This window comes from Phyllobacterium lublinensis (genome assembly GCF_020164435.1).
Taxonomy (GTDB): Bacteria; Pseudomonadota; Alphaproteobacteria; order Rhizobiales; family Rhizobiaceae; genus Phyllobacterium; species Phyllobacterium lublinensis.
Map to the genome: position 1 here is coordinate 1 of NZ_JAIUDQ010000015.1, position 19,578 is coordinate 19,578.

21 protein-coding genes and 1 tRNA gene are annotated in these 19,578 nt (G+C 56.5%); 15 read left to right on the forward strand and 7 right to left on the reverse strand.

The genetic code is table 11. From position 1 onward, the window contains the following. Window positions 1-107 precede the first annotated feature (107 nt). The 4 genes from mnmG to K9U38_RS17030 are packed head-to-tail and all read left to right on the forward strand — an operon-like array spanning window position 108 to window position 4,394. Window positions 108-1,982, forward strand: a complete 1,875-nt coding sequence (gene mnmG / locus K9U38_RS17015) for a tRNA uridine-5-carboxymethylaminomethyl(34) synthesis enzyme MnmG (protein WP_224495546.1) — start codon at window positions 108-110, stop codon at window positions 1,980-1,982. Beyond that, window positions 1,979-2,617 carry a 16S rRNA (guanine(527)-N(7))-methyltransferase RsmG gene (gene rsmG, locus K9U38_RS17020; RefSeq protein WP_224495547.1) on the forward strand — a complete coding sequence of 213 codons (639 nt, stop codon included), beginning with the start codon at window positions 1,979-1,981 and terminating at the stop codon, window positions 2,615-2,617. Before mnmG ends, rsmG begins: the two co-directional genes overlap by 4 nt. Window positions 2,618-2,675: 58 nt before the next feature. Beyond that, window positions 2,676-3,470: a ParA family protein gene (locus K9U38_RS17025; RefSeq protein WP_224495548.1), complete on the forward strand. Its 795-nt coding sequence runs from the start codon at window positions 2,676-2,678 to the stop codon at window positions 3,468-3,470. A 39-nt stretch (window positions 3,471-3,509) separates the two neighbouring features. Next, window positions 3,510-4,394 carry a ParB/RepB/Spo0J family partition protein gene (locus K9U38_RS17030; protein ID WP_224495668.1) on the forward strand — a complete coding sequence of 295 codons (885 nt, stop codon included), beginning with the start codon at window positions 3,510-3,512 and terminating at the stop codon, window positions 4,392-4,394. A 7-nt stretch (window positions 4,395-4,401) separates the two neighbouring features. Here the strand turns inward: K9U38_RS17030 and holA are convergent, their stop codons facing one another. Continuing rightward, window positions 4,402-5,451: a DNA polymerase III subunit delta gene (gene holA / locus K9U38_RS17035; protein WP_224495549.1), complete on the reverse strand. Its 1,050-nt coding sequence runs from the start codon at window positions 5,449-5,451 to the stop codon at window positions 4,402-4,404. A gap of 130 nt (window positions 5,452-5,581) precedes the next feature. Continuing rightward, window positions 5,582-5,656: transfer RNA gene (locus K9U38_RS17040), tRNA-Gly, on the reverse strand. A gap of 198 nt (window positions 5,657-5,854) precedes the next feature. On the opposite strand from K9U38_RS17040, the gene K9U38_RS17045 reads away from it, so the two are divergent. The 6 genes from K9U38_RS17045 to K9U38_RS17070 all read left to right on the forward strand — a co-directional run bounded on the left by K9U38_RS17045 (window position 5,855) and on the right by K9U38_RS17070 (window position 9,454). Then, the gene (locus K9U38_RS17045) at window positions 5,855-6,364 is read left to right on the forward strand and encodes a prolyl-tRNA synthetase associated domain-containing protein (protein ID WP_224495550.1); all 510 of its coding nucleotides are present in this window, start codon (window positions 5,855-5,857) and stop codon (window positions 6,362-6,364) included. 55 nt (window positions 6,365-6,419) lie between these two features. Next, on the forward strand, window positions 6,420-7,397 hold the full coding sequence (gene trxA / locus K9U38_RS17050; RefSeq protein ID WP_224495551.1) for a thioredoxin: 978 nt from the start codon (window positions 6,420-6,422) through the stop codon (window positions 7,395-7,397). A 49-nt stretch (window positions 7,398-7,446) separates the two neighbouring features. After that, entirely contained in the window at window positions 7,447-8,109 is a 663-nt protein-coding gene (locus K9U38_RS17055; protein WP_224495552.1) for an LON peptidase substrate-binding domain-containing protein, read from the forward strand. Window positions 8,110-8,122: 13 nt separating this feature from the next. Continuing rightward, window positions 8,123-8,317, forward strand: coding sequence for a Trm112 family protein (locus K9U38_RS17060; RefSeq protein WP_224495553.1), 195 nt, complete (start codon window positions 8,123-8,125; stop codon window positions 8,315-8,317). 64 nt (window positions 8,318-8,381) lie between these two features. Beyond that, entirely contained in the window at window positions 8,382-8,960 is a 579-nt protein-coding gene (locus tag K9U38_RS17065; protein ID WP_224495554.1) for a TetR/AcrR family transcriptional regulator, read from the forward strand. Between the two features lie 71 nt (window positions 8,961-9,031). Beyond that, complete coding sequence (locus tag K9U38_RS17070) at window positions 9,032-9,454, forward strand: metallopeptidase family protein (RefSeq protein ID WP_224495555.1); 423 nt, start codon at window positions 9,032-9,034, stop codon at window positions 9,452-9,454. Between the two features lie 82 nt (window positions 9,455-9,536). Here the strand turns inward: K9U38_RS17070 and K9U38_RS17075 are convergent, their stop codons facing one another. Both K9U38_RS17075 and K9U38_RS17080 read right to left on the reverse strand, forming a co-directional pair. Beyond that, window positions 9,537-9,743 (reverse strand): DUF1737 domain-containing protein, encoded by a 207-nt coding sequence (locus K9U38_RS17075; RefSeq protein ID WP_224495556.1) that lies wholly within the window; start codon window positions 9,741-9,743, stop codon window positions 9,537-9,539. A 56-nt stretch (window positions 9,744-9,799) separates the two neighbouring features. Then, entirely contained in the window at window positions 9,800-10,681 is an 882-nt protein-coding gene (locus K9U38_RS17080; protein WP_224495557.1) for an HpcH/HpaI aldolase/citrate lyase family protein, read from the reverse strand. A gap of 146 nt (window positions 10,682-10,827) precedes the next feature. On the opposite strand from K9U38_RS17080, the gene leuD reads away from it, so the two are divergent. Both leuD and leuB read left to right on the forward strand, forming a co-directional pair. Further along, complete coding sequence (leuD, locus tag K9U38_RS17085; protein WP_224495558.1) at window positions 10,828-11,433, forward strand: 3-isopropylmalate dehydratase small subunit; 606 nt, start codon at window positions 10,828-10,830, stop codon at window positions 11,431-11,433. 199 nt (window positions 11,434-11,632) lie between these two features. Further along, the gene (gene leuB, locus K9U38_RS17090) at window positions 11,633-12,745 is read left to right on the forward strand and encodes a 3-isopropylmalate dehydrogenase (protein WP_224495559.1); all 1,113 of its coding nucleotides are present in this window, start codon (window positions 11,633-11,635) and stop codon (window positions 12,743-12,745) included. Window positions 12,746-12,814: 69 nt separating this feature from the next. Here the strand turns inward: leuB and K9U38_RS17095 are convergent, their stop codons facing one another. After that, the gene (locus tag K9U38_RS17095) at window positions 12,815-14,701 is read right to left on the reverse strand and encodes an MFS transporter (protein WP_224495560.1); all 1,887 of its coding nucleotides are present in this window, start codon (window positions 14,699-14,701) and stop codon (window positions 12,815-12,817) included. Window positions 14,702-15,040: 339 nt separating this feature from the next. Here K9U38_RS17095 and K9U38_RS22045 point away from each other — a divergent pair, with 339 nt between their 5' ends. Then, window positions 15,041-15,172: a hypothetical protein gene (locus tag K9U38_RS22045; protein WP_255607337.1), complete on the forward strand. Its 132-nt coding sequence runs from the start codon at window positions 15,041-15,043 to the stop codon at window positions 15,170-15,172. Window positions 15,173-15,276: 104 nt separating this feature from the next. Continuing rightward, window positions 15,277-16,311, forward strand: coding sequence for an aspartate-semialdehyde dehydrogenase (locus K9U38_RS17100; RefSeq protein WP_224495561.1), 1,035 nt, complete (start codon window positions 15,277-15,279; stop codon window positions 16,309-16,311). Window positions 16,312-16,358: 47 nt separating this feature from the next. Here the strand turns inward: K9U38_RS17100 and K9U38_RS17105 are convergent, their stop codons facing one another. Beyond that, window positions 16,359-16,829 carry a MarR family winged helix-turn-helix transcriptional regulator gene (locus K9U38_RS17105; protein ID WP_224495562.1) on the reverse strand — a complete coding sequence of 157 codons (471 nt, stop codon included), beginning with the start codon at window positions 16,827-16,829 and terminating at the stop codon, window positions 16,359-16,361. A 156-nt stretch (window positions 16,830-16,985) separates the two neighbouring features. On the opposite strand from K9U38_RS17105, the gene K9U38_RS17110 reads away from it, so the two are divergent. After that, window positions 16,986-17,408: an organic hydroperoxide resistance protein gene (locus K9U38_RS17110; RefSeq protein WP_224495563.1), complete on the forward strand. Its 423-nt coding sequence runs from the start codon at window positions 16,986-16,988 to the stop codon at window positions 17,406-17,408. Window positions 17,409-17,514: 106 nt separating this feature from the next. Here the strand turns inward: K9U38_RS17110 and K9U38_RS17115 are convergent, their stop codons facing one another. Then, complete coding sequence (locus tag K9U38_RS17115) at window positions 17,515-19,566, reverse strand: M3 family metallopeptidase (RefSeq protein WP_224495564.1); 2,052 nt, start codon at window positions 19,564-19,566, stop codon at window positions 17,515-17,517. Window positions 19,567-19,578 lie beyond the last annotated feature (12 nt).

Genomic DNA, 19,578 nt, shown 5'->3' on the forward strand with positions numbered 1-19,578 from the left:
GAAAAAGCAGGGCTTGAAATATGTTTCACGTGAAACACTGTCCTTAGGCTTATACTTGACTCCTGGAGCGGTTTTGCCCATCAAGACGCAGATTCGAATCTCGGAAAGTGCAGCGCGTGGAAGACGTTTTTGATGTCATCATTATCGGTGGGGGTCATGCAGGCTGCGAAGCGGCTGCTGCATCGGCTCGATACGGAGCGCGGACCGCTCTCGTAACCCATCGCGCCGACACGATCGGCGTCATGTCCTGTAACCCAGCCATCGGCGGCCTTGGCAAGGGCCACCTTGTTCGCGAGATTGATGCGCTCGACGGACTGATGGGGCGTGTCGCCGATGCGGCCGGGATCCAGTTTCGGTTATTGAATCGTCGCAAGGGCCCAGCCGTCCGGGGACCGCGTACGCAGGCGGATCGCAAGCTGTATCGCGTTGCGATGCAGGACGCCATTGCCGGGCAGACAAACCTCTCTGTTGTGGAGGGTGGCGCCAACGACCTCATCATAGAACATGGAAAGATCGTCGGCGTGCAATTGATGGATGGCCGTCACTTGCGTTGCGCGTCGGTCGTATTGACTACGGGCACGTTCCTGCGCGGCCTGATCCATATCGGCGAGCGAAAGATCCCGGCAGGACGGATGGGTGAAGCCCCTGCCCTTGGCCTATCCGATACGCTGGCACGTTTTGAGTTTGCCCTCGGCCGGCTGAAGACAGGAACACCACCTCGGCTGGATGGTCGCACGATCGATTGGGCAAGCCTGGATATGCAGTCTGCGGACGCAGACCCGTTGCCATTCTCGCTGATGACCGATTCCATTCAGAATCCGCAGATAGATTGTGGCATTACCCGAACAACGCCGGAGACGCACGCGATCATTCGCGCCAATCTGCATCGGTCGGCAATGTATTCCGGTTCGATAGAAGGAATCGGGCCGCGCTATTGTCCATCGGTCGAGGACAAGATTGTCAAGTTTGGCGACCGAGACGGCCACCAGATATTTCTGGAGCCCGAGGGCCTCGATGATCACACGGTCTATCCGAATGGCATTTCCACATCTCTGCCGGAGGATGTCCAACTGGATCTGCTCAAGACCATCCCCGGTCTCGAGCGCGCAACCATGCTGCAGCCGGGCTATGCCATCGAGTATGACTATATCGACCCACGTGAGTTGGAACGGAGCCTGCAGACGCGCCGCATTGGCGGTTTGTTCCTGGCAGGCCAGATCAATGGCACAACCGGTTACGAGGAGGCGGCGGCGCAGGGCCTTTTGGCCGGGCTGAATGCGGCGCGCCTCGCTGGTGGTAGTGCGCCGGTCATCATGCAGCGAACGGAAGCCTATATAGGCGTTATGGTCGATGATCTGACATCCCGTGGGGTTAGCGAACCATACCGCATGTTTACCTCGCGCGCCGAATTTCGGCTGTCGTTGCGGGCAGACAATGCAGATGAGCGCTTGACCCCGATGGCAGAACGACTGGGCATTCTCGGCAATGCACGCCGCGAACGTTTTGCTGCAAGAACTCGTGATCTGGACGCCGCTCGCGCCCTCACCAAGAGTCTGACCATCACGCCCAATGCTGCGCATGCGCACGATCTTCATCTGAACCAGGACGGAATTCGGCGTTCGGCCTATGATCTGTTGGCATTTCCAGACATCGATCTTGCTCGAATCAGTAATATCTGGCCCGAGCTAGTCGAAATCAATCGGTTAACTGGCGATGCGCTTGAGATCGAGGCCCAGTATGCCGTTTATCTTGACCGCCAGAAAGCCGACGTGGCAACGATGGAGCGGGAGGAATCTTTGCTGATCCCCGTCGCGCTCGACTTCTCAACAACAGCTGGCCTGTCAAACGAGTTGAAACAGAAGTTGCAGCAACGCAAACCGCGTTCGATCGCCGAAGCACAACGCATTGACGGTATGACGCCGGCAGCATTGGCGCTGATTATCACCCAAATACGCCGTGGCGCTGCGCGAGACGTGGCGTGAGCACCGAAAAGGCAAGGCGGTTGCAAGAGGTATTATCCACTGTTTCACGTGAAACAGTGGATAACTTGCTTGACTTCGAGACACTGTTTCGAAAATGGTCCGCGGCCATCAATCTCGCATCTCCGTCGACGCTGGATAATCTTTGGGAGCGGCACATCGTCGACAGTGCACAGCTCTTCGACATGGCTCCCGCCGCAACAAAATGGCTTGATCTTGGCTCGGGTGGTGGATTTCCCGGTGTCATTCTGGCGATTCTGCTGAAGCAACGACCCGGCGGGACAATTGATCTGGTCGAAAGCAATGGCAAGAAGGCAGCGTTTCTTCGCACCGCGCTTGGCCAGTTTTCTGCGCCGGGTGCGGTCCATGCTGCTCGCATCGATGCAGTCTGGCCAAAAATACGCGATCCCCAGGTCGTTACGGCGCGCGCTTTGGCATCCTTGAGCGATCTGTTCGTGCTGGCAGAGCCTTGGCTCACAACGGGCGCTGTAGCCCTGTTCCAAAAAGGACGGGATTACCGCCGGGAAATTGAGGAAAGCCGTTACGGATGGTCGTTTGATCTGGTAGAACGAGCAAGTATGGTCGATAGGGATTCGGTCGTTCTGCAAATCAGCAATTTGCGACGTGCCGAACCCTGATCAGTAGACTTTCATATTCGTACCGTCGCTGACGAACAGTTTTGCTCAGGAAAACGTGATGAACAGCCAGACCCGTATCATTACCATTGCCAACCAAAAGGGCGGTGTGGGCAAAACCACGACAGCGATCAACCTGGCAACTGCCTTGGCTGCGATCGGCGAGAATGTTCTCATCGTTGACCTTGACCCTCAGGGCAATGCGAGCACAGGCCTCGGGATTGATCGCAAGAATCGCGAAATTTCGTCCTATGACGTACTGATGCATTTGGCGTCTGTGGAAGAGGCTGCCGTGGCGACGGCGGTACCTAACCTCTCGCTGATCCCCTCGACGCTTGACCTGCTGGGCGTCGAAATGGAAATTTCGCATGCTGCCGATCGCGCAACTCGCCTGCGAAAGGCGTTTCGAGGCAATCAAGGATCCTCAAGCTTCTCCTATATATTGATCGATTGCCCGCCGTCACTCAACTTGTTGACGATGAATGCCATGGCCGCCGCCGATTCAGTCCTCGTTCCGCTACAATGCGAGTTCTTCGCGCTTGAGGGATTGAGCCAGTTGCTGGAAACGGTCAACCAGGTTCGAACGGCACTCAATCCCAATCTCGCCATCCAGGGCATTGTGCTGACCATGTATGATGGGCGAAATAACCTTGCAACCCAGGTGGTTGATGATGTGCGTTCCTTTATGGGGGACAAAGTTTACCGTACGGTCATTCCAAGGAACGTCCGCGTGTCTGAAGCCCCATCCTACGGGATTCCAGCCATCCTTTACGACCTGAAATGTGCGGGCAGCCAGGCCTATCTCCAACTTGCTTCCGAAGTGATACAAAGGGAGCGTCACCTGCGCGCTGCCTGATCGATTCGAAAGCGAAACATATATGAGAGTCTCATGACGATGAATGAAGATCTGTCAAAAAAGCGCTTGGGCCGCGGCCTCGCAGCCCTGATAGGCGAGATGGACCGGGTGCCTGATGAGAATGCGCCGCGCATCGCCACTTTGGATCGTCAGATTCCCATTGAGTTTGTCACGCGCAATCCACGCAATCCACGCCGCATGTTTACAGAGGGCGATCTCGACGATCTCACGCAATCAATTCGCGAGCATGGTATCGTTCAGCCAGTCGTCGTGCGCCCCTCCCAAGGATCTCCGGATCATTTCGAGTTGATCGCGGGCGAGCGCCGCTGGCGTGCCGCCCAGCGTGCTGGCCTTTCAACCATCCCCGTTATCATTCGGGAGGTTAATGATCGCGTTGCGCTGGAACTGGCGATCATCGAAAACGTTCAGCGTGCGGATCTCAATCCGATCGAAGAAGGCATGGGATATCAACAGCTTATCGACGATCACGACTATACACAGGCGGATCTCGCGCAAGTCATCGGCAAGAGCCGCAGCCACGTCGCCAATACGCTGCGCCTGTTGAAATTGCCGGAACCGGTACGGGATATGATCACGAATGGCGCGCTCTCGGCCGGTCATGCCCGGACACTGATCACAGCAGAAAATCCCGCGGTGCTCGCCGACAAGATCATTCGTGATGGCCTTTCTGTTCGCCAGGCGGAGGCCTTGGCGCAAAATGGCGGGCCAAAGGCGGTAGCGCCTAAGTCCAAATCCGATGGTGACGACGGCAAGGATGCCGATACGCGCGCGCTGGAGAAGCTGCTATCGGATGTGACCGGCATGCGGGTGACGGTCAACCACCAGAACAAGGGTGGCGATGTTCGTATCCACTACGCCACACTGGAACAGCTCGACGAAATCTGCCGACGCCTTCAAAGCTAGTTCGTCTTCAGCGACCGTTGCGGCCTGCACGGGCGGCTTCAGCCGCCAAGGCAATCATTGACTGGCGAATAATCGCGACGCCGAGCGAGGCGTTTCGCCTGCTTTCCAACACGGTGCGTTGCAGCCGCTCGATGGCGCGGGCGCAAGATTGCGTGGTCCATCGCTGCAGCGCCATCTCAACGATCTTCTTGCGTGCGAAGAAAATCGGTGGCCGCGCGGCAGCGACGGCCGAGCCCGCGTTCTTGTCTTCGTTTTCCATGCCGTAACGTAACGTTTGTAACGACTGGAACTGGCGGATAGCAGCGTTCAAGATCAGATAGTTGGCAGAGCCAGTGCCTATCGCCCGATCGAAGGCCAAGGTGAAATCCGTTACGTTACCGGTCATCACCGCGTCCACCATGGTTTCATAGGAGGTCGCGCTGACATCCCCGACGATATCGCGGACATCTTCGATGGTAATGCGCTGCTTGCCATGGGCATAGAGGCAAACCTTCTCGAGTTCGGCCCGGGTAGCGAGGCGGTCACCGCCGAGGCTTTCCTTCAGCAGGCTTCGTGCGTCGAGCGTAATCTGCAATCCTGTCCGGGCCAGGACGTCATCAATGGTACTGTCGATGCCACGTGCATCGTCGCTGTAGCACGGCAAGGCCATGGCGCTGGCACTCTGCTCCACGGTACCACGCAGTCCGGCCCCCTTTTTCAAATCGCCCGCCTCGACAAGTATGAATGTATCGGCTGGCGGATTCTTGCAGAGGTAGGCAACGGCATCCGCCAGTCCTTTCTGTCCAGCCGCATTGCGCACCCAGATCAGGCGTTCACCGCCAAACATGGAGATGGTGTTGGCTTCGTCCGAAAGTCGTCCGGGCTCTGTGTTGATGTCATCGGCATCCAGCCCAATTACAGCAAAGGGGTCGTCCTGCGCGAGCCCGGTCAGTTGGGCAAAGACCCCGGCCCTTTCGCTCACGAGCCCTTTGTCAGGTCCATAGAGCAACACAATCGGGTAGGCGCGATCCAGCCTTTTCAGAAAGGAATCAACCTCATGTGCTTTTTTCTGTGCCATGTCTTACGGGTTAAGCGGGTTAGGTAAAGATTGCAATTGCAACCTGCACGAAGCTTCAACAGTTCAAACGACTATCAATCAAAAAGCAAAAAGGCCCGGTCGAAACCGGGCCTTTTGAACTTCGGACAACTGGAGCGGGAAATGGGATTCGAACCCACGACCCCAACCTTGGCAAGGTTGTGCTCTACCCCTGAGCTACTCCCGCATACACAGTCTGTCTTGCGAAGCGGGGCCTATATGACCCAAGCGCCGGGCAATTGCAACAGGGAATTTTCTTCTTTCGTGAGATATGTCAAAAATCTCGTCTGGAAGTGGCGAGCCGGAGCTTTTTGCTTGAGCATGCGCCACCCAAGCATTACGAGAGACCTCATCAAATCTGAGAGACCACGTTTCGAAGGCAGTCATGGGCACGACGTTTGACGATCTGATGGAATATCTTGCCAGGCTTGGCATCGCGGTATCAACGGTGCGCCATCCGGCAGTATTCACTGTCGCGGAAGCCCAGGATTTGCGAGGGCAGGTTGCCGGCGCCCATACCAAGAATCTGTTCTTGAAGGACAAGAAGGACAACTTCTTTCTTGTGACGGTCGATGAAGATGCGGAAGTTGATCTTAAAACCATTCACGGAAAAATTGGCGCCTCGAGCCGGGTTTCGTTTGGCAAGCCGGAAAAGCTGCTTGAGCTGCTTGGATTGACGCCGGGAGCCGTCAGCGTATTTGGAGCAATCAACGATCCGCTGCTGCGGGTCAAAGTGGTGCTTGATGAAAGCCTGATGACGCATGACGTCGTGAACGGACATCCATTGACGAATGAGGCGACGACATCAATACGCCCAGTGGATCTCCTGACCTTTCTAAGGGCCACTGGGCACGAACCTCTGATCTTGAAATTAGACGGATCGACCCCAAACTGATAATTGGTAATTTCCACGTCGATCCAGCGCACTAACAGGTAAACGGGAGAACGGAATGAGCAATACAGATAACCCGTTTGGTGGCGGCTATGGAGCAGCGTCAGGCGCTCAGACCGTATCATTTGGAACTACTCCGAATGGCTCGGCGGCAAATGCGGGCGAGCTCATCAGGGATACGACCACCGCTGGCTTTTCCAAGGACGTGATCGCTGAATCGAAGACTCAACCCGTCCTGGTGGATTTTTGGGCGCCCTGGTGCGGGCCTTGCAAGCAATTGACCCCAGTTCTGGAAAAGGTGGTTCAAGCCGCTGGCGGACGCGTCAAGCTGGTGAAGATGAATATCGATGATCATCCGGCCATCGCAGGACAACTCGGTATCCAGTCCATTCCCGCTGTCATCGCCTTCTCGAACGGGAAGCCAGTGGACGGTTTCATGGGCGCTTTGCCCGAATCGAAGGTTAAGGAATTCATTGACCGCATAGCTTCCCCGGACGGCGGTAGGGATGAGGCAGTGCGTTCGGCGCTTGAGGCTGCGGCACATGCCGCGGAAGCTGGCGATCTCGACCAGGCGAGCCAGATTTACGCAGCGGTCCTGGCAGAGATCCCGGACCATGTCCCGGCATTGGCTGGGCTTGCCAATTGTCTGATTGAACTTGGCGATATCGAACAAGCGAGAATTGTACTCGAGCGCGTACCTGCGGACAAAAAGGACGATGCGGCGGTTCGTGCCGCTGAGGCGAAGATCGCGCTTGCAGAACAGGTAGCAACGCTGGGCGACCCGGTGGCGCTTGAAGCTCGATTGAATGAAAACCCCAAGGACCATCAGGCGCGGTTTGACTTGGCCATGATCATGAATGCCAAGGGCCAGCGCAACGAGGCCGCTGATCATCTTCTCGCCATCATGAAGGCCGATCGTGCATGGAATGATGATGGTGCCCGTAAGCAGCTGCTGCAGTTCTTCGATGCGTGGGGTGCTGGCGACGAAGCATCCGCTACCGCGCGCCGCAAATTGTCTTCGCTGCTGTTTTCGTAAAGAAAATCAGGCATTATGGCCGATGCTGAATTCCGGCTGGAGCTAAATGATGCAAGCAGGAAATGTTCGCTACAGGACGCTGGACGATATTCCGGAAAGTGTGCCGATTTTTCCCCTGCCCGGAGCCTTGCTATTGCCGGGCGGTCAGCTGCCGCTCAATATCTTCGAGCTTCGCTATCTCGCCATGGTCGACGCTGCCCTCGCCGGCAAGCGGATTATCGGCATGATCCAGCCGCGTTTCGATCAGGAGAATGAGGCTGATGCCGATCTGTGTGAAGTGGGATGTCTCGGTCGCATCACCTCCTTTGCGGAAACCGGTGATGGCCGCCTGCTGATCACACTTCAGGGCATCTGCCGTTTTCGAGTGGTCAAGGAGCTTTCGACACGATCACCCTACCGTCAGTGCCGAATTGCGCCGCTGCGCGCTGATCTGGATGAAGCGGATGATTCCGAAGTAGACCGGTTGGCGTTGTTGCGAGTCTTTCGTGCCTATCTTGACGCCAATAATCTCGAGGCGGACTGGGACAGTATCTCGCGTGCGGGCAATGAGACACTCGTCAATGCGCTCGCCATGATGTCGCCCTTCGGTGCAGCCGAAAAGCAGGCGCTGCTGGAGGCCGCAGACCTCAAGACGCGAGCGGAGACTTTGATCGCAATCACCGAGATCGCGTTGGCGAAGGACCAGGATGATTTCGAGGGAAGCCTGCAATGATCGGGATCGCACCATGACCGACGAAAAACGCGATACGCCGATCGACCGGAAGTTGCTGGAACTCCTGGTATGTCCGCTGACAAAAGGTCCATTGACCTATGACCAGCAACGGTCGGAGCTGATTTCCAAGTCCGCGCATCTCGCTTATCCCGTGCGAGACGGTATTCCGATCATGTTGCCGTCCGAGGCCCGCACGATCGAAGATTAGGCCTTTCATATGCGAAACGGCTGCGCCATCATGAGAGTCAGTTGTATGACTGAAGGTTGTGAGGATGGCGAAACCGAACGATAAACGCGATGCACTGATCGCTTCCGCAGCCGGATTGTTCTGGCATCAGGGCTATGCTGTGACAAGTCTTGCTGATATCGCTGCAAGTTCAGGCATTCCTCTCGGCAACATCTACTATTATTTCAAGACAAAGGCGGACCTTGCTCGGGGTGTAGCCGACATCTTTGTCGCGGAGACGGAGGGTATGCTGGCGGAGATCACCGAGGCAAATCAGAATCCGCGTGCCCGGTTGCAACTTCTTGTCGAAAAACTGGCACAGTCACTCAGGAGCCGCGTAGAATACGGCTGTCCGATTGCGCTAGCCATTCGGGACTTTCGCCAGGACTCACCCGAGGCTGCCGCCCGTGCCGCCGAAGCATTCAGCCTCCTCGTGGGTTTCATTGGCCGGGAGCTCGGACGATCCGGAATACGTCCGTCCACGGCATTGGGACTTGCCCGCAACGCCCTCACCGAGTGGCAGGGGGGGATCATGCTTGCGCACGGTTTGCGTGATCCGACGGTCCTGGCGGAAAGTTTCCGGCGAATGGAGCGGCTATTATTGGTGGCGCCCTCGCGCCAATAACGCATCAGGAGACCCCTCGCATCTGGCTGCGATACCTATTATATGAGCCAGAACGCCGATCAGGAGCTCCGATGGCTAGAAGTAATCAGACTGCCGACTGGGCCAACCGTCTGTCGCCTTCGCTAGGCGAGATAGAATCGCTGGCAATAGAGGCGTATGCGCACCTGCCTGAAACGTTCCGTGCGCTGTGCGGCGATATCACCATTCAGGTATCGGAGTTTCCCGAAGATCAGATTGTCGACGACATGGGGCTCGAGTCGCCCTTCGACCTCCTCGGGCTGTTCGAGGGGACCGGTATCGGTGAGCGTTTTTCGCTCCAGACTGGCGAGCAGGCCAATCGCATAACGATATACCGCCGTGCCATACTGGATTATTGGGCGGAGTACGAGGAAGCCCTCGGGGATATCGTGACGCATGTACTGATCCACGAGATCGGACATCATTTCGGACTCTCGGACGAGGATATGGAGCGCATCGAAGCGACTGTCGAATAGAGAGCTCGCCTACGACAGGTTGCCGATGCCATGAAATGCAACAGCGAACGGGTATCGGCTCCACGACCGGTTGGCCGGCGAATCAAAAGTCGCTCAGTTTGATCCCCGGGTCATAATCCACACCGTCGACGTCTTTAACGACAGCCTGACCGCACTGCATGGTACCCGTCACTGAATTGAACGCATAAGTCGGCGAACCATAGATGTGCCAGCCCTTGTTGATCGCTGCCGTCACCTTGTGGCAGAAGCTCGAATCATCCGGGCCTGTCAGAAACCGGTATAGTTTCATAGTATCGTTCCAATCTCGGATCGTCGTGTTGATCCTGGGTTGCAGATATTCTGGTCTCAGTTTCCGCCGATTGCGGCGATCTTGGCCAGCAGTCTCTCAGCAGCCTCGAGGTGCAGGCGTTCGATCATTCTGCCCGCGAGGGCTATAACACCCTTGCCACTATTTTCTGGCGCGGCGAAGGCGTCAACGATCGACCGGGCCTCGGCAATGGTTCGTGCATCGGGAAGAAAGGCCGCATTTGCAATCTCAATCTGGGACGGATGGATCAAAGACTTTCCGTCGAACCCCATTCTGACGGCATCAGCGCATTCAGCCGCGAAACCATCGAGATCGGCGAAATCATTGTAAACACCGTCGATCACGTCGAGTTTGCCGGCCTTTGCGCAAAGCAGGATCTGCATGAGCCAGGGGCCGACAAGCGCACGGCCATTGGTCAAGTGAGTACCTGTCTCCTTGGCAATGTCGTTGGTTCCGATCACAAAACAATCAAGCCGCGCCGTCGACCGCAGTCCAAGTTCGGCAATTTCATCCGCATTGATAATCCCACGCGGGGTTTCGATCATCGCCCAAAGGCGAATATGTTCAGAGGCATCGGTTTCCTCAAGGATCTCGGTGACACCCGTGACATCCTGTGGTTTCTCTACCTTAGGGAGGAGAATGGCATCGGGTTTGCAGGCCCGGGCTGCCAGCAAGTCTTCGGGTCCCCATGGGCTCGAAAGTCCGTTGATGCGGATTATACGCTCGGCCGTACCGGCGCTATGCGCCAGAAAATGGCTGCGCAATGCTTCGCGTGCGTCGTCTTTCACGGCTGGCGCAACCGCATCCTCCAGGTCGAAAATGATCGCATCAGCCTTCAGCATGGCGATTTTGGCCATGGCCTTGGCATTCGAGGCCGGAACATAAAGGACAGACCGGCGTGGGCGGAAAGGTTTGATCATGCCAACTTTTTGCCCTGATCGCCAGGGCAAGACAAGAGCAATCCAACCGTCGGCCCAAAGTGACACAGGGGAAACTCTTTGATTCGAGCCAAAGCTGGTGTAAAGCGAAGCACAAAGTTAATCCGCAGGTTCTACAGGCAGACATCATGGACAAATTCACCAAGCTCACGGGCGTTGCTGCTCCGCTGCCCATCATCAATGTCGACACCGATATGATCATCCCGAAGGATTATCTGAAGACGATCAAGCGGACAGGTCTCGGTACAGGGCTGTTTGCGGAAATGCGTTACAATGATGATGGCTCTGAGAACCCTGATTTCGTCCTCAACAAGGCGGCCTACCGGAAAGCGCAGATTCTGGTTACAGGCGACAATTTCGGCTGCGGCTCGAGCCGCGAGCACGCGCCCTGGGCTCTCCTGGATTTTGGGATTCGCTGCGTAATCTCCACGAGTTTCGCCGATATTTTCTACAACAACTGTTTCAAGAACGGTATCCTGCCGATCCGCGTCAGCCAGGACGATCTCGAAAAGTTGATGGACGACGCCCAGCGCGGCGCCAATGCGACCCTTTCCATCGATCTCGAGGAATTGACGATCAAGGGACCTGATGGCGGTACAATCGGCTTTGAACTCGACGAATTCCGTCGCTACTGCATGCTGAATGGCCTCGATGATATTGGCCTCACGATGGAGAAGGCCGACAAGATCAGCAATTTCGAAACCGCCAACGCGGAAAGACACCCCTGGGCGTAACCGAACGACGGATTGCGCGAGATCCAAGCGCCGGTCGTAGCGCGCTTGCGAAGGCGAGGGGGTGACCCCGATGATTCGTGGAGTTATGGCGCTCCTGGCGTGTAGAAAATTGCGCAAGTAGCTTTCCATCTTTGCTGAACTTGCGCTAAGTACGCGCCATCCTGACTCCCACGATCTTCATCAAACGAGGTTTTCCAGCATGGCATCGAAAAAGCTCCTTCTTCTTCCCGGCGACGGCATTGGACCCGAGGCAATGGCCGAAGTCCGCAAGATCATCGCCTACATGAATGCCGAGCAGAAGAGTGGCTTCGAGATCGATGAGGGCCTGGTCGGCGGCTCGGCCTATGATGCGCATGGTGAGGCAATCTCCGAAGCCGACATGGCTAAGGCCCTCGCCTCGGATGCTGTTCTCTTCGGTGCCGTCGGCGGGCCGAAGTGGGACAGCGTTCCTTATGATGTTCGGCCGGAAGCCGGCCTTTTGCGCTTGCGCAAGGACATGGAGCTGTTTGCGAATCTGCGCCCAGCGATCTGCTATCCTGCTCTCGCGGACTCATCGTCGCTCAAGAAGGAGATCGTCGAAGGTCTGGATATCCTGATCGTGCGCGAATTGACAGGCGGGGTCTATTTCGGCGAGCCGAAGGAAATCCGTGATCTTGGCAATGGCCAGAAGCGCGGCATCGACACGCAAGTTTATGACACTTACGAAATCGAGCGTATCGCCGGCGTCGCCTTCGAACTGGCGCGTACGCGCGGCAACAAGGTGACGTCGATGGAAAAGCGCAACGTCATGAAATCGGGCGTATTGTGGAACGAAGTTGTTACGGCCACCCACAAGGCGAAGTATTCCGACGTCAAGCTCGACCACATGCTTGCTGATGCCGGTGGCATGCAGCTTGTCCGCTGGCCGAAGCAGTTCGACGTCATCTTAACGGACAATCTGTTTGGCGACATGTTGTCCGATATCGCAGCGATGCTCACGGGTTCACTCGGCATGCTTCCTTCGGCCTCTCTTGGTGCCCCCGATGCCAAGACGGGCAGCCGCAAGGCTCTTTACGAGCCCGTGCATGGCTCGGCGCCGGATATCGCCGGGACGGGCGCGGCAAATCCGATTGCCATGATTGCATCCTTCGCCATGTGCCTGCGTTATTCGTTCAACATGGTTGTCGAAGCCGACAGGCTGGAAGCCGCTATTGCGGGCGTTCTCGATGACGGGATCCGGACTGCTGATATCATGTCGGAAGGCAAGACCAAGGTCGGTACCGTCGAAATGGGCGACGCGATCCTGGCGAAGTTCAAGGCACTAGCTGCCTGAGGCAGACCTCATGATGGAAAAAGCCCGGCGCGATCGCTCGCGCCGGGCTTTTCGTCTTGTCGGGGCGACTTAATCGATCGCGTGAAGGTCAGTGCCCTTGGTCTCTCGAACGAACAGGAGTCCGATAACCAGAGTCATCGCGGCAACCACGATCGGGTACCAGAGACCATAGTAGATATCACCCTTGAAGGCGCTCATTGCGAACACGGTTGCTGGAAGCAGGCCGCCGAACCAGCCGTTACCGATATGGTAGGGCAAGGACATGCCCGTATAACGGATGCGGGTCGGGAACATCTCCACAAGGATCGCTGCGATCGGGCCATATACCATGGTGACATAGATCACGAGTATGAAGAGGATACCAATGACCTTCGCCCAATTCACTGCTGCAGGGTCGGCCACCATCTTGAACGCGCCAGCGCCCGGAACCGTATAGACCGCCACTTCAGTGGCGCCAGCCGCTTCTTCTGCAGTGATGAGCTTGTCCTTGATGGCCTGGTCGACCGGAACCATGGTCTTATCGCCAGCACGAATAGCAGCCGCATCAAGCGTCAGCTTCGGGTTGGCTGCTATGAGAGCATCGAGCTTTGCGTCGACAACTTTCACCGGATCGCGGACGAGGGGATAGCCACCATCCTGAAGCGCGGTATTCACCCCTTTTGCGAAAGCGGCTTCCTTGGCCTTGGCATCGGCCCCGGCAGCAACAGCATCGTAGGACTCGACTGTCTCCTCGCCGATCTTCACTGTGGCTGCCGTACCAGGTGCAGCGGTTGCGACGACGTCATACGGCACCGAGTTCCGGGTCAGGAATGATGTCGCGATATCGCAGGACGTCGTAAACTTTGCCGTGCCGGTCGGGTTGAACTGGAACTTGCAGTCGCCAGGCGCAGCCGTCACGGTGGCACGAACGTTCTGCTGTGCAGCGGCGAGGGCGGGATTTGCCGCCCAGGTCAGTGCCTTGAACAGCGGGAAGTAGGTGATGATCGCGAGCGCCAGGCCGGCCATGATGATTGGCTTGCGTCCGATCTTGTCCGACAGCCAGCCAAAGAAGACGAAGAAGCCGGTGCCGAGCAGGAGTGCGATGGCGATCATGATGTTGACCGACTGACCATCAACCTTGAGGACGTTCTGCAGGAAGAACAGGGCGTAGAATTGTCCGGAATACCAGACCACAGCCTGCCCGGCAGTAAGACCAAACAGTGCGAGCAGGGCGATCTTGGCATTTTTCCACTGACCAAAGGCTTCGGAAAGCGGAGCCTTTGAACCCTTGCCCTCTTCCTTCATGCGCTGGAAGGTGGGTGATTCGCTCAAGGACAGTCGAATCCACACTGAAATCCCGAGCAGAACGAAGGAGAGGATGAACGGAATACGCCAGCCCCAGGCGGCAAAGGCGTCCCTGCCGAGCCAGTTCTGGATGACCAGAATGACGATCAGGGAAAGGAAGAGACCAAGCGTTGCCGTGGTCTGGATCCAGGAGGTGTAATAACCCCTCCTGTTGTCCGGTGCGTGTTCGGCGACGTAGGTCGCTGCACCGCCATATTCACCCCCCAGCGCGAGCCCCTGCAGCATGCGCAGGATAATCAGGATGATGGGAGCAGCGATGCCCCAGCTCGCGGAACCCGGGAGCACGCCCACGAGGAAGGTCGAAAGACCCATGATCATGATTGTGACGAGGAATGTGTACTTGCGGCCGACGAGATCGCCAATACGGCCAAAGACCAGCGCCCCAAAGGGCCTGACAAGGAATCCGGCCGCGAAGGCGAGCAGCGCAAAGATATTGCGTGTTGCTTCCGGATATTCACTGAAAAAGGCTGCACCGATAAACGCGGCCAGAGAGCCATAAAGATAAAAATCGTACCATTCAAAAACAGTTCCGAGCGAAGAAGCGAAGATCACCTTCTTTTCTTCCCTCGTCATTCCCCGACTAGAAGTGTCGGCCACAGACGTGGTTGCCATTTCCATTCCTCCCAGAAAACAACAGTTAAGCCAAGGACATGATTAGTTTTGACCCCTCGATCATGTACTCGACCAATGATGCTACGCATGGATCCTCTGCCGCATTTCTTGAAGCGGCAAACCATCCGACGGTTAATGCTCCTCCGGATTATCCTCCCCCAAGGTCATTCGCCGTACGCACGCGCGGAGTGTTCAACAATTATTGATGAAAGCAAAGCCCGCATCTTACGTCAATTGTCTAAAATTGTGTGTAACGCGACATATTCTTGTCATTTGAAGAGACAATTGACTCTTTTTCGAAACCGCGTACAAGCACTAGCGGACAAGGAGACGCTTGACGTGGGTAGCGAATCAACAGCGCTGTTTCTGACAAACGGTTCCGGCATGCATGCCGGATGCGCTGGTGCACCCGTCCTTATCCTCGACGTTTCGGCCAAACAGACTGCGAAAACGACCACCAAAACGGTCTGATTTCCCTTGGCCTGCTCGCCCCCTCCCGGGTCCGGCCCGGGGGAGAAAGACCCGCAGTGGCCAGCGGGTTTGTGAACAGCAGAGAGGGACAGGAGATACTACAGATGGGTTTCAAGGTTGCAGTTGTAGGTGCCACAGGCAATGTGGGCCGCGAAATGCTTACAATACTGGAAGAACGCGGCTTCCCGGTCAGCGAAGTTGTTGCGCTGGCATCACGCCGGTCGCAGGGAACCGAAGTGTCGTTTGGCGACAGGACGCTCAAGGTAAAGGCGCTCGATACCTACGATTTTTCCGATACAGATATCTGCCTCATGTCTGCAGGCGGCAATATTTCCAAGGAATGGTCACCGAAGATTGGCGCACAGGGATGTGTCGTTATCGATAATTCCTCGGCCTGGCGTTACGATTCGAATGTGCCGCTGATCGTTCCTGAGGTGAATCCCGACGCAATTTCGGGTTTCACCAAAAAGAACATCATCGCCAATCCGAACTGCTCCACCGCGCAACTCGTCGTGGCTCTCAAGCCCTTGCACGACCGGGCGAAGATCAAGCGTGTCGTTGTCTCGACATATCAATCGGTTTCCGGTGCCGGCAAGGAAGGGATGGACGAACTGTTCGAACAGTCCCGTGCGGTGTTTGTCGCCGATCCGGTAACGGCCAAGAAATTCACCAAGCGCATCGCCTTCAACGTCATTCCGCACATCGACGTCTTCATGGAAGACGGCTACACGAAGGAAGAATGGAAGATGGTCGCCGAAACCAAGAAGATGCTTGATCCGAAGATCAAGCTGACGGCGACTTGTGTGCGCGTACCGGTTTTCATTGGTCACTCGGAAGCGGTCAACATCGAGTTCGAAAGCCCGATGAGCGCAGAGGAGGCTCGCGAGATTCTGAGCGATGCACCGGGCTGCCTTGTCGTCGATCGCGCAGAGGACGGCGGGTATATCACTCCCTACGAGGCTGCCGGTGAGGATGCGACCTATATCTCCCGAATTCGTGAAGATATCACCGTGGAGAATGGTCTCTCCCTGTGGGTTGTCTCCGATAATCTGCGCAAGGGCGCCGCTCTCAACACCATCCAGATCGCCGAACTTCTTGTGGCACGGGGGCTTATCCAACCGAAGAAGATTGCGGCCTGACACGAGGTTGCAGAACCTGACAAGAAGGCGCGGCAAACCGCGCCTTTTTATTTTGCCTCGTCGATGCTTGCCACCAAGTTATCGCGCATGGCGATAAGCTCGGATCGCATCGCCTGCGCTTCGTCCATCGTACAGCCGAAGGCCTGTCCCATGGCGACAGGGACAGCTTCAGCGCGCTCGCGCATGGATCGGCCTTGTTCAGTAAGCCCAATGAGCACCTGGCGCTCATCGACGGTGTCGCGACGTCTGGTTATCAAGCCTGCCGCTTCAAGTCGCTTCAACAAGGGTGTGAGCGTTCCGGAATCGAGGCTGAGCTTGTCACCTATTGCTTTCACTGTCTGGTTTTCCTCCTCCCACAGGACAACCATCACAAGGTATTGGGGGTAGGTCAGCCCGAGAGCAGCCAGGCGCGGCTGGTAGGCGCGCGTAACGGCATTGGCCGTTGAATAGATCGCAAAACACAGGAAATTTGACAGCCTGAGGTTTGATTGATGGGCGTCTGCCGATTTGTTTCGCATCAGTCAACTCCTTCCGATGGGTATGCGCAGAATAGTCGGTAGCGATCAATTGCGCACCATTTAATTTTTTATGATCTATCGCATTTATCTATTGCGTACAAGTCAATTGTGTGAAATCTATATGCCAGTCAACACCTGCAAGGAAGGACACGTCCGATGAGCATTCTCTACACGACCAGCGCAACAGCAACCGGTGGCCGCGACGGCCGCGCCAACAGTGAAGACGGACGCTTGGCCGTATCGCTTTCGACACCAAAGGAACTTGGCGGAAATGGTGCCGATGGCACAAACCCCGAGCAGCTTTTTGCAGCCGGCTATTCCGCCTGTTTCCTCGGTGCCATGAAGTATGTGGCCTCGCAGAAGAAGATCAAACTGTCCGAAGACACCGCTGTCACCGCAACTGTCGGTATCGGTCCGCGCGCCGATGGAAAGGGCTTCGGCCTGGATGTTGCTTTGACCGCGAGCCTGCCAGGGGTCGATGCAACGCAGGCCCGCGAGATCGTCGACGGCGCTCACATTGTTTGCCCCTATTCGGAAGCGACACGCAGCAACCTCAGCGTCCGTATTTCGATCAAGTAGCCGATACGATCAGGTGAAGCCTCTGCCTGAACGAATGCTGGCGACGTTGCCAGCATTCTGCGGAGGCGACCGCCAGAATGCTTGAGAGTTCAGGATACGACGCGACTCAGCCGAGCCCACGCTTTTCGATCATCGCATCGGGCGTGGGCATCTTGCCGCGGAATGCCTTGTACAATTCCTCAGGATCGCGGCTTCCGCCGGCCGAGTAGATATACTGCTTCAACTTCGCTGCCAGATCGGCATTGAAGACATCGCCGGTTTCCTCGAACGCCTTGAAGGCGTCTGCGTCGAGCACTTCGGACCACATGTAGGAGTAATATCCTGCAGAGTAGCCATCGCCGGAAAACACGTGATTGAAGTGCGGCGTGCGGTGACGCATGATGATGGCGTCGGGCATCTGAAGCTTCTTCAAAGTGTCAGCCTCGAACTGAAGGGGATCCGCTGGCGGTTTGCCGTCAGCGTGGAACGCCATGTCCACCAATGCGGAAGAGGTGAACTCAACCGTATTGAAACCGGCATTGAAGGTATTTGCCGCGAGCACTTTTTCCAGCAGCTCGGCGGGCATTGCTGCACCGGTACGATAATGTACCGCGTATTTTTCGAGGATGGCCGGAACGGTCAGCCAGTGCTCATAGAGTTGCGAGGGTAGCTCGACGAAATCGCGTGACACTGAAGTACCCGAGACGCCTGGCCAGGTGACATCGGAGAGCAGACCATGCAGCGCGTGGCCAAACTCATGGAAAAGCGTCCGGGCACCGTCGAGGGAAAGCAGGGCGGGCTCGCCTTTGGGTGGCTTGGCGAAGTTCATGACATTGTAGATGATCGGTGTGTGCTCGCCATCAAGCTTGTGCTGCGACTTGAGCGCACTCATCCATGCACCGGAACGTTTCGACTGGCGGTTGAAGTAATCGCCAAGGAACAGACCACGCTTGCTGCCATCAGGGTTGAGGACTTCCCACACACGCACGTCAGGGTGCCATGTCGGGATGCCGGTTTTCTCCTGAAAGCGCAAACCGAAAAGACGGGTGGCGACATCGAAGCAGGCTTCGATGATCTTCTCCAACTGCAAATAGGGCTTCAGCTCGGTCTCATCGAAGGCAAAGCGCTCATTGCGCAGCTTTTCGGCATAGTAACGCCAATCCCACGGTTCGACCTTGTGATTGCGCCCCTCGGTCGCAATCAACCGCTGCAGGTCGCTTTCCTCTTCGGAAGCGCGTGCGCGCGCCTTGTCCCAAACGGGCTCAAGCAGTTCCATGACAGCCTTCGGCGTCTTGGCCATGGTATCGTCGAGCTTGAAGGCTGCAAAACTCTCATAACCGAGTAACCCTGCCTTCTCTGCACGCAACTTCACCATCTCTGCGACAATGGCGGTATTGTCCGTCTCGCCGCCGTTCTGCCCACGCGCTGCCCATGCGCGGAATGCCTTCTCGCGGAGAACCCGGTTTTCCGAGAACGACAGGAACGGCTCTATGATCGAACGGGACAAGGTCACGGCCCAGGCATCCGGGCGATTGCGCTCTTCTGCCGCGCCGCGCATCGCATCACGGACAAAATCGGGCAAGCCGGCAAGTTCCGGCTCATCCTCGATGAAAAGTGCCCAGTCTGCTTCGTCCTTCAGGACATTCTGACCGAATTGGGCACCGAGGCTGGCGAGCCTTTCGTTGATATCAGCAAGACGGGCTTTGCCGTTGTCATCCAGTCGCGCGCCGCTGCGTACGAAACCCTTCCAGGTCTTTTCCAACACCCGATCCGTTTCGGCATCGAGCCCAAGGAGATCGCGCTGTTCGTAGAGCGAGTCAATGCGCGCGAAGAGCAATGGGTTCATCATGATCGAGGAAGAGTGGCGGGACATTTTCGGGGCGATGACACGCTCGAGCGCCTGGATTTTATCGTTTGTATGCGCACCTGCGAGCAGCCAGAAGATCGCCGAGACATGGTCAAGCTGCTTTCCGGATAACTGCAATGCTTTCAGGGTGTTGTCGATCGTGGGGACTTCCGAATCATTGACGATAGCATCGATGTCCGCGAGATCACTGGCGAGTGCGGCGTCGAATGCAGCGGCAAAATCATCATCTGTGAAAGCAGTAAAATCCGGCAGCCCCAGCGGCCCCGTCCATTCGGTCAGTGCGGTATTGATAGCTGGTTTGGTTGAGGACATGGGGCGCTCCGT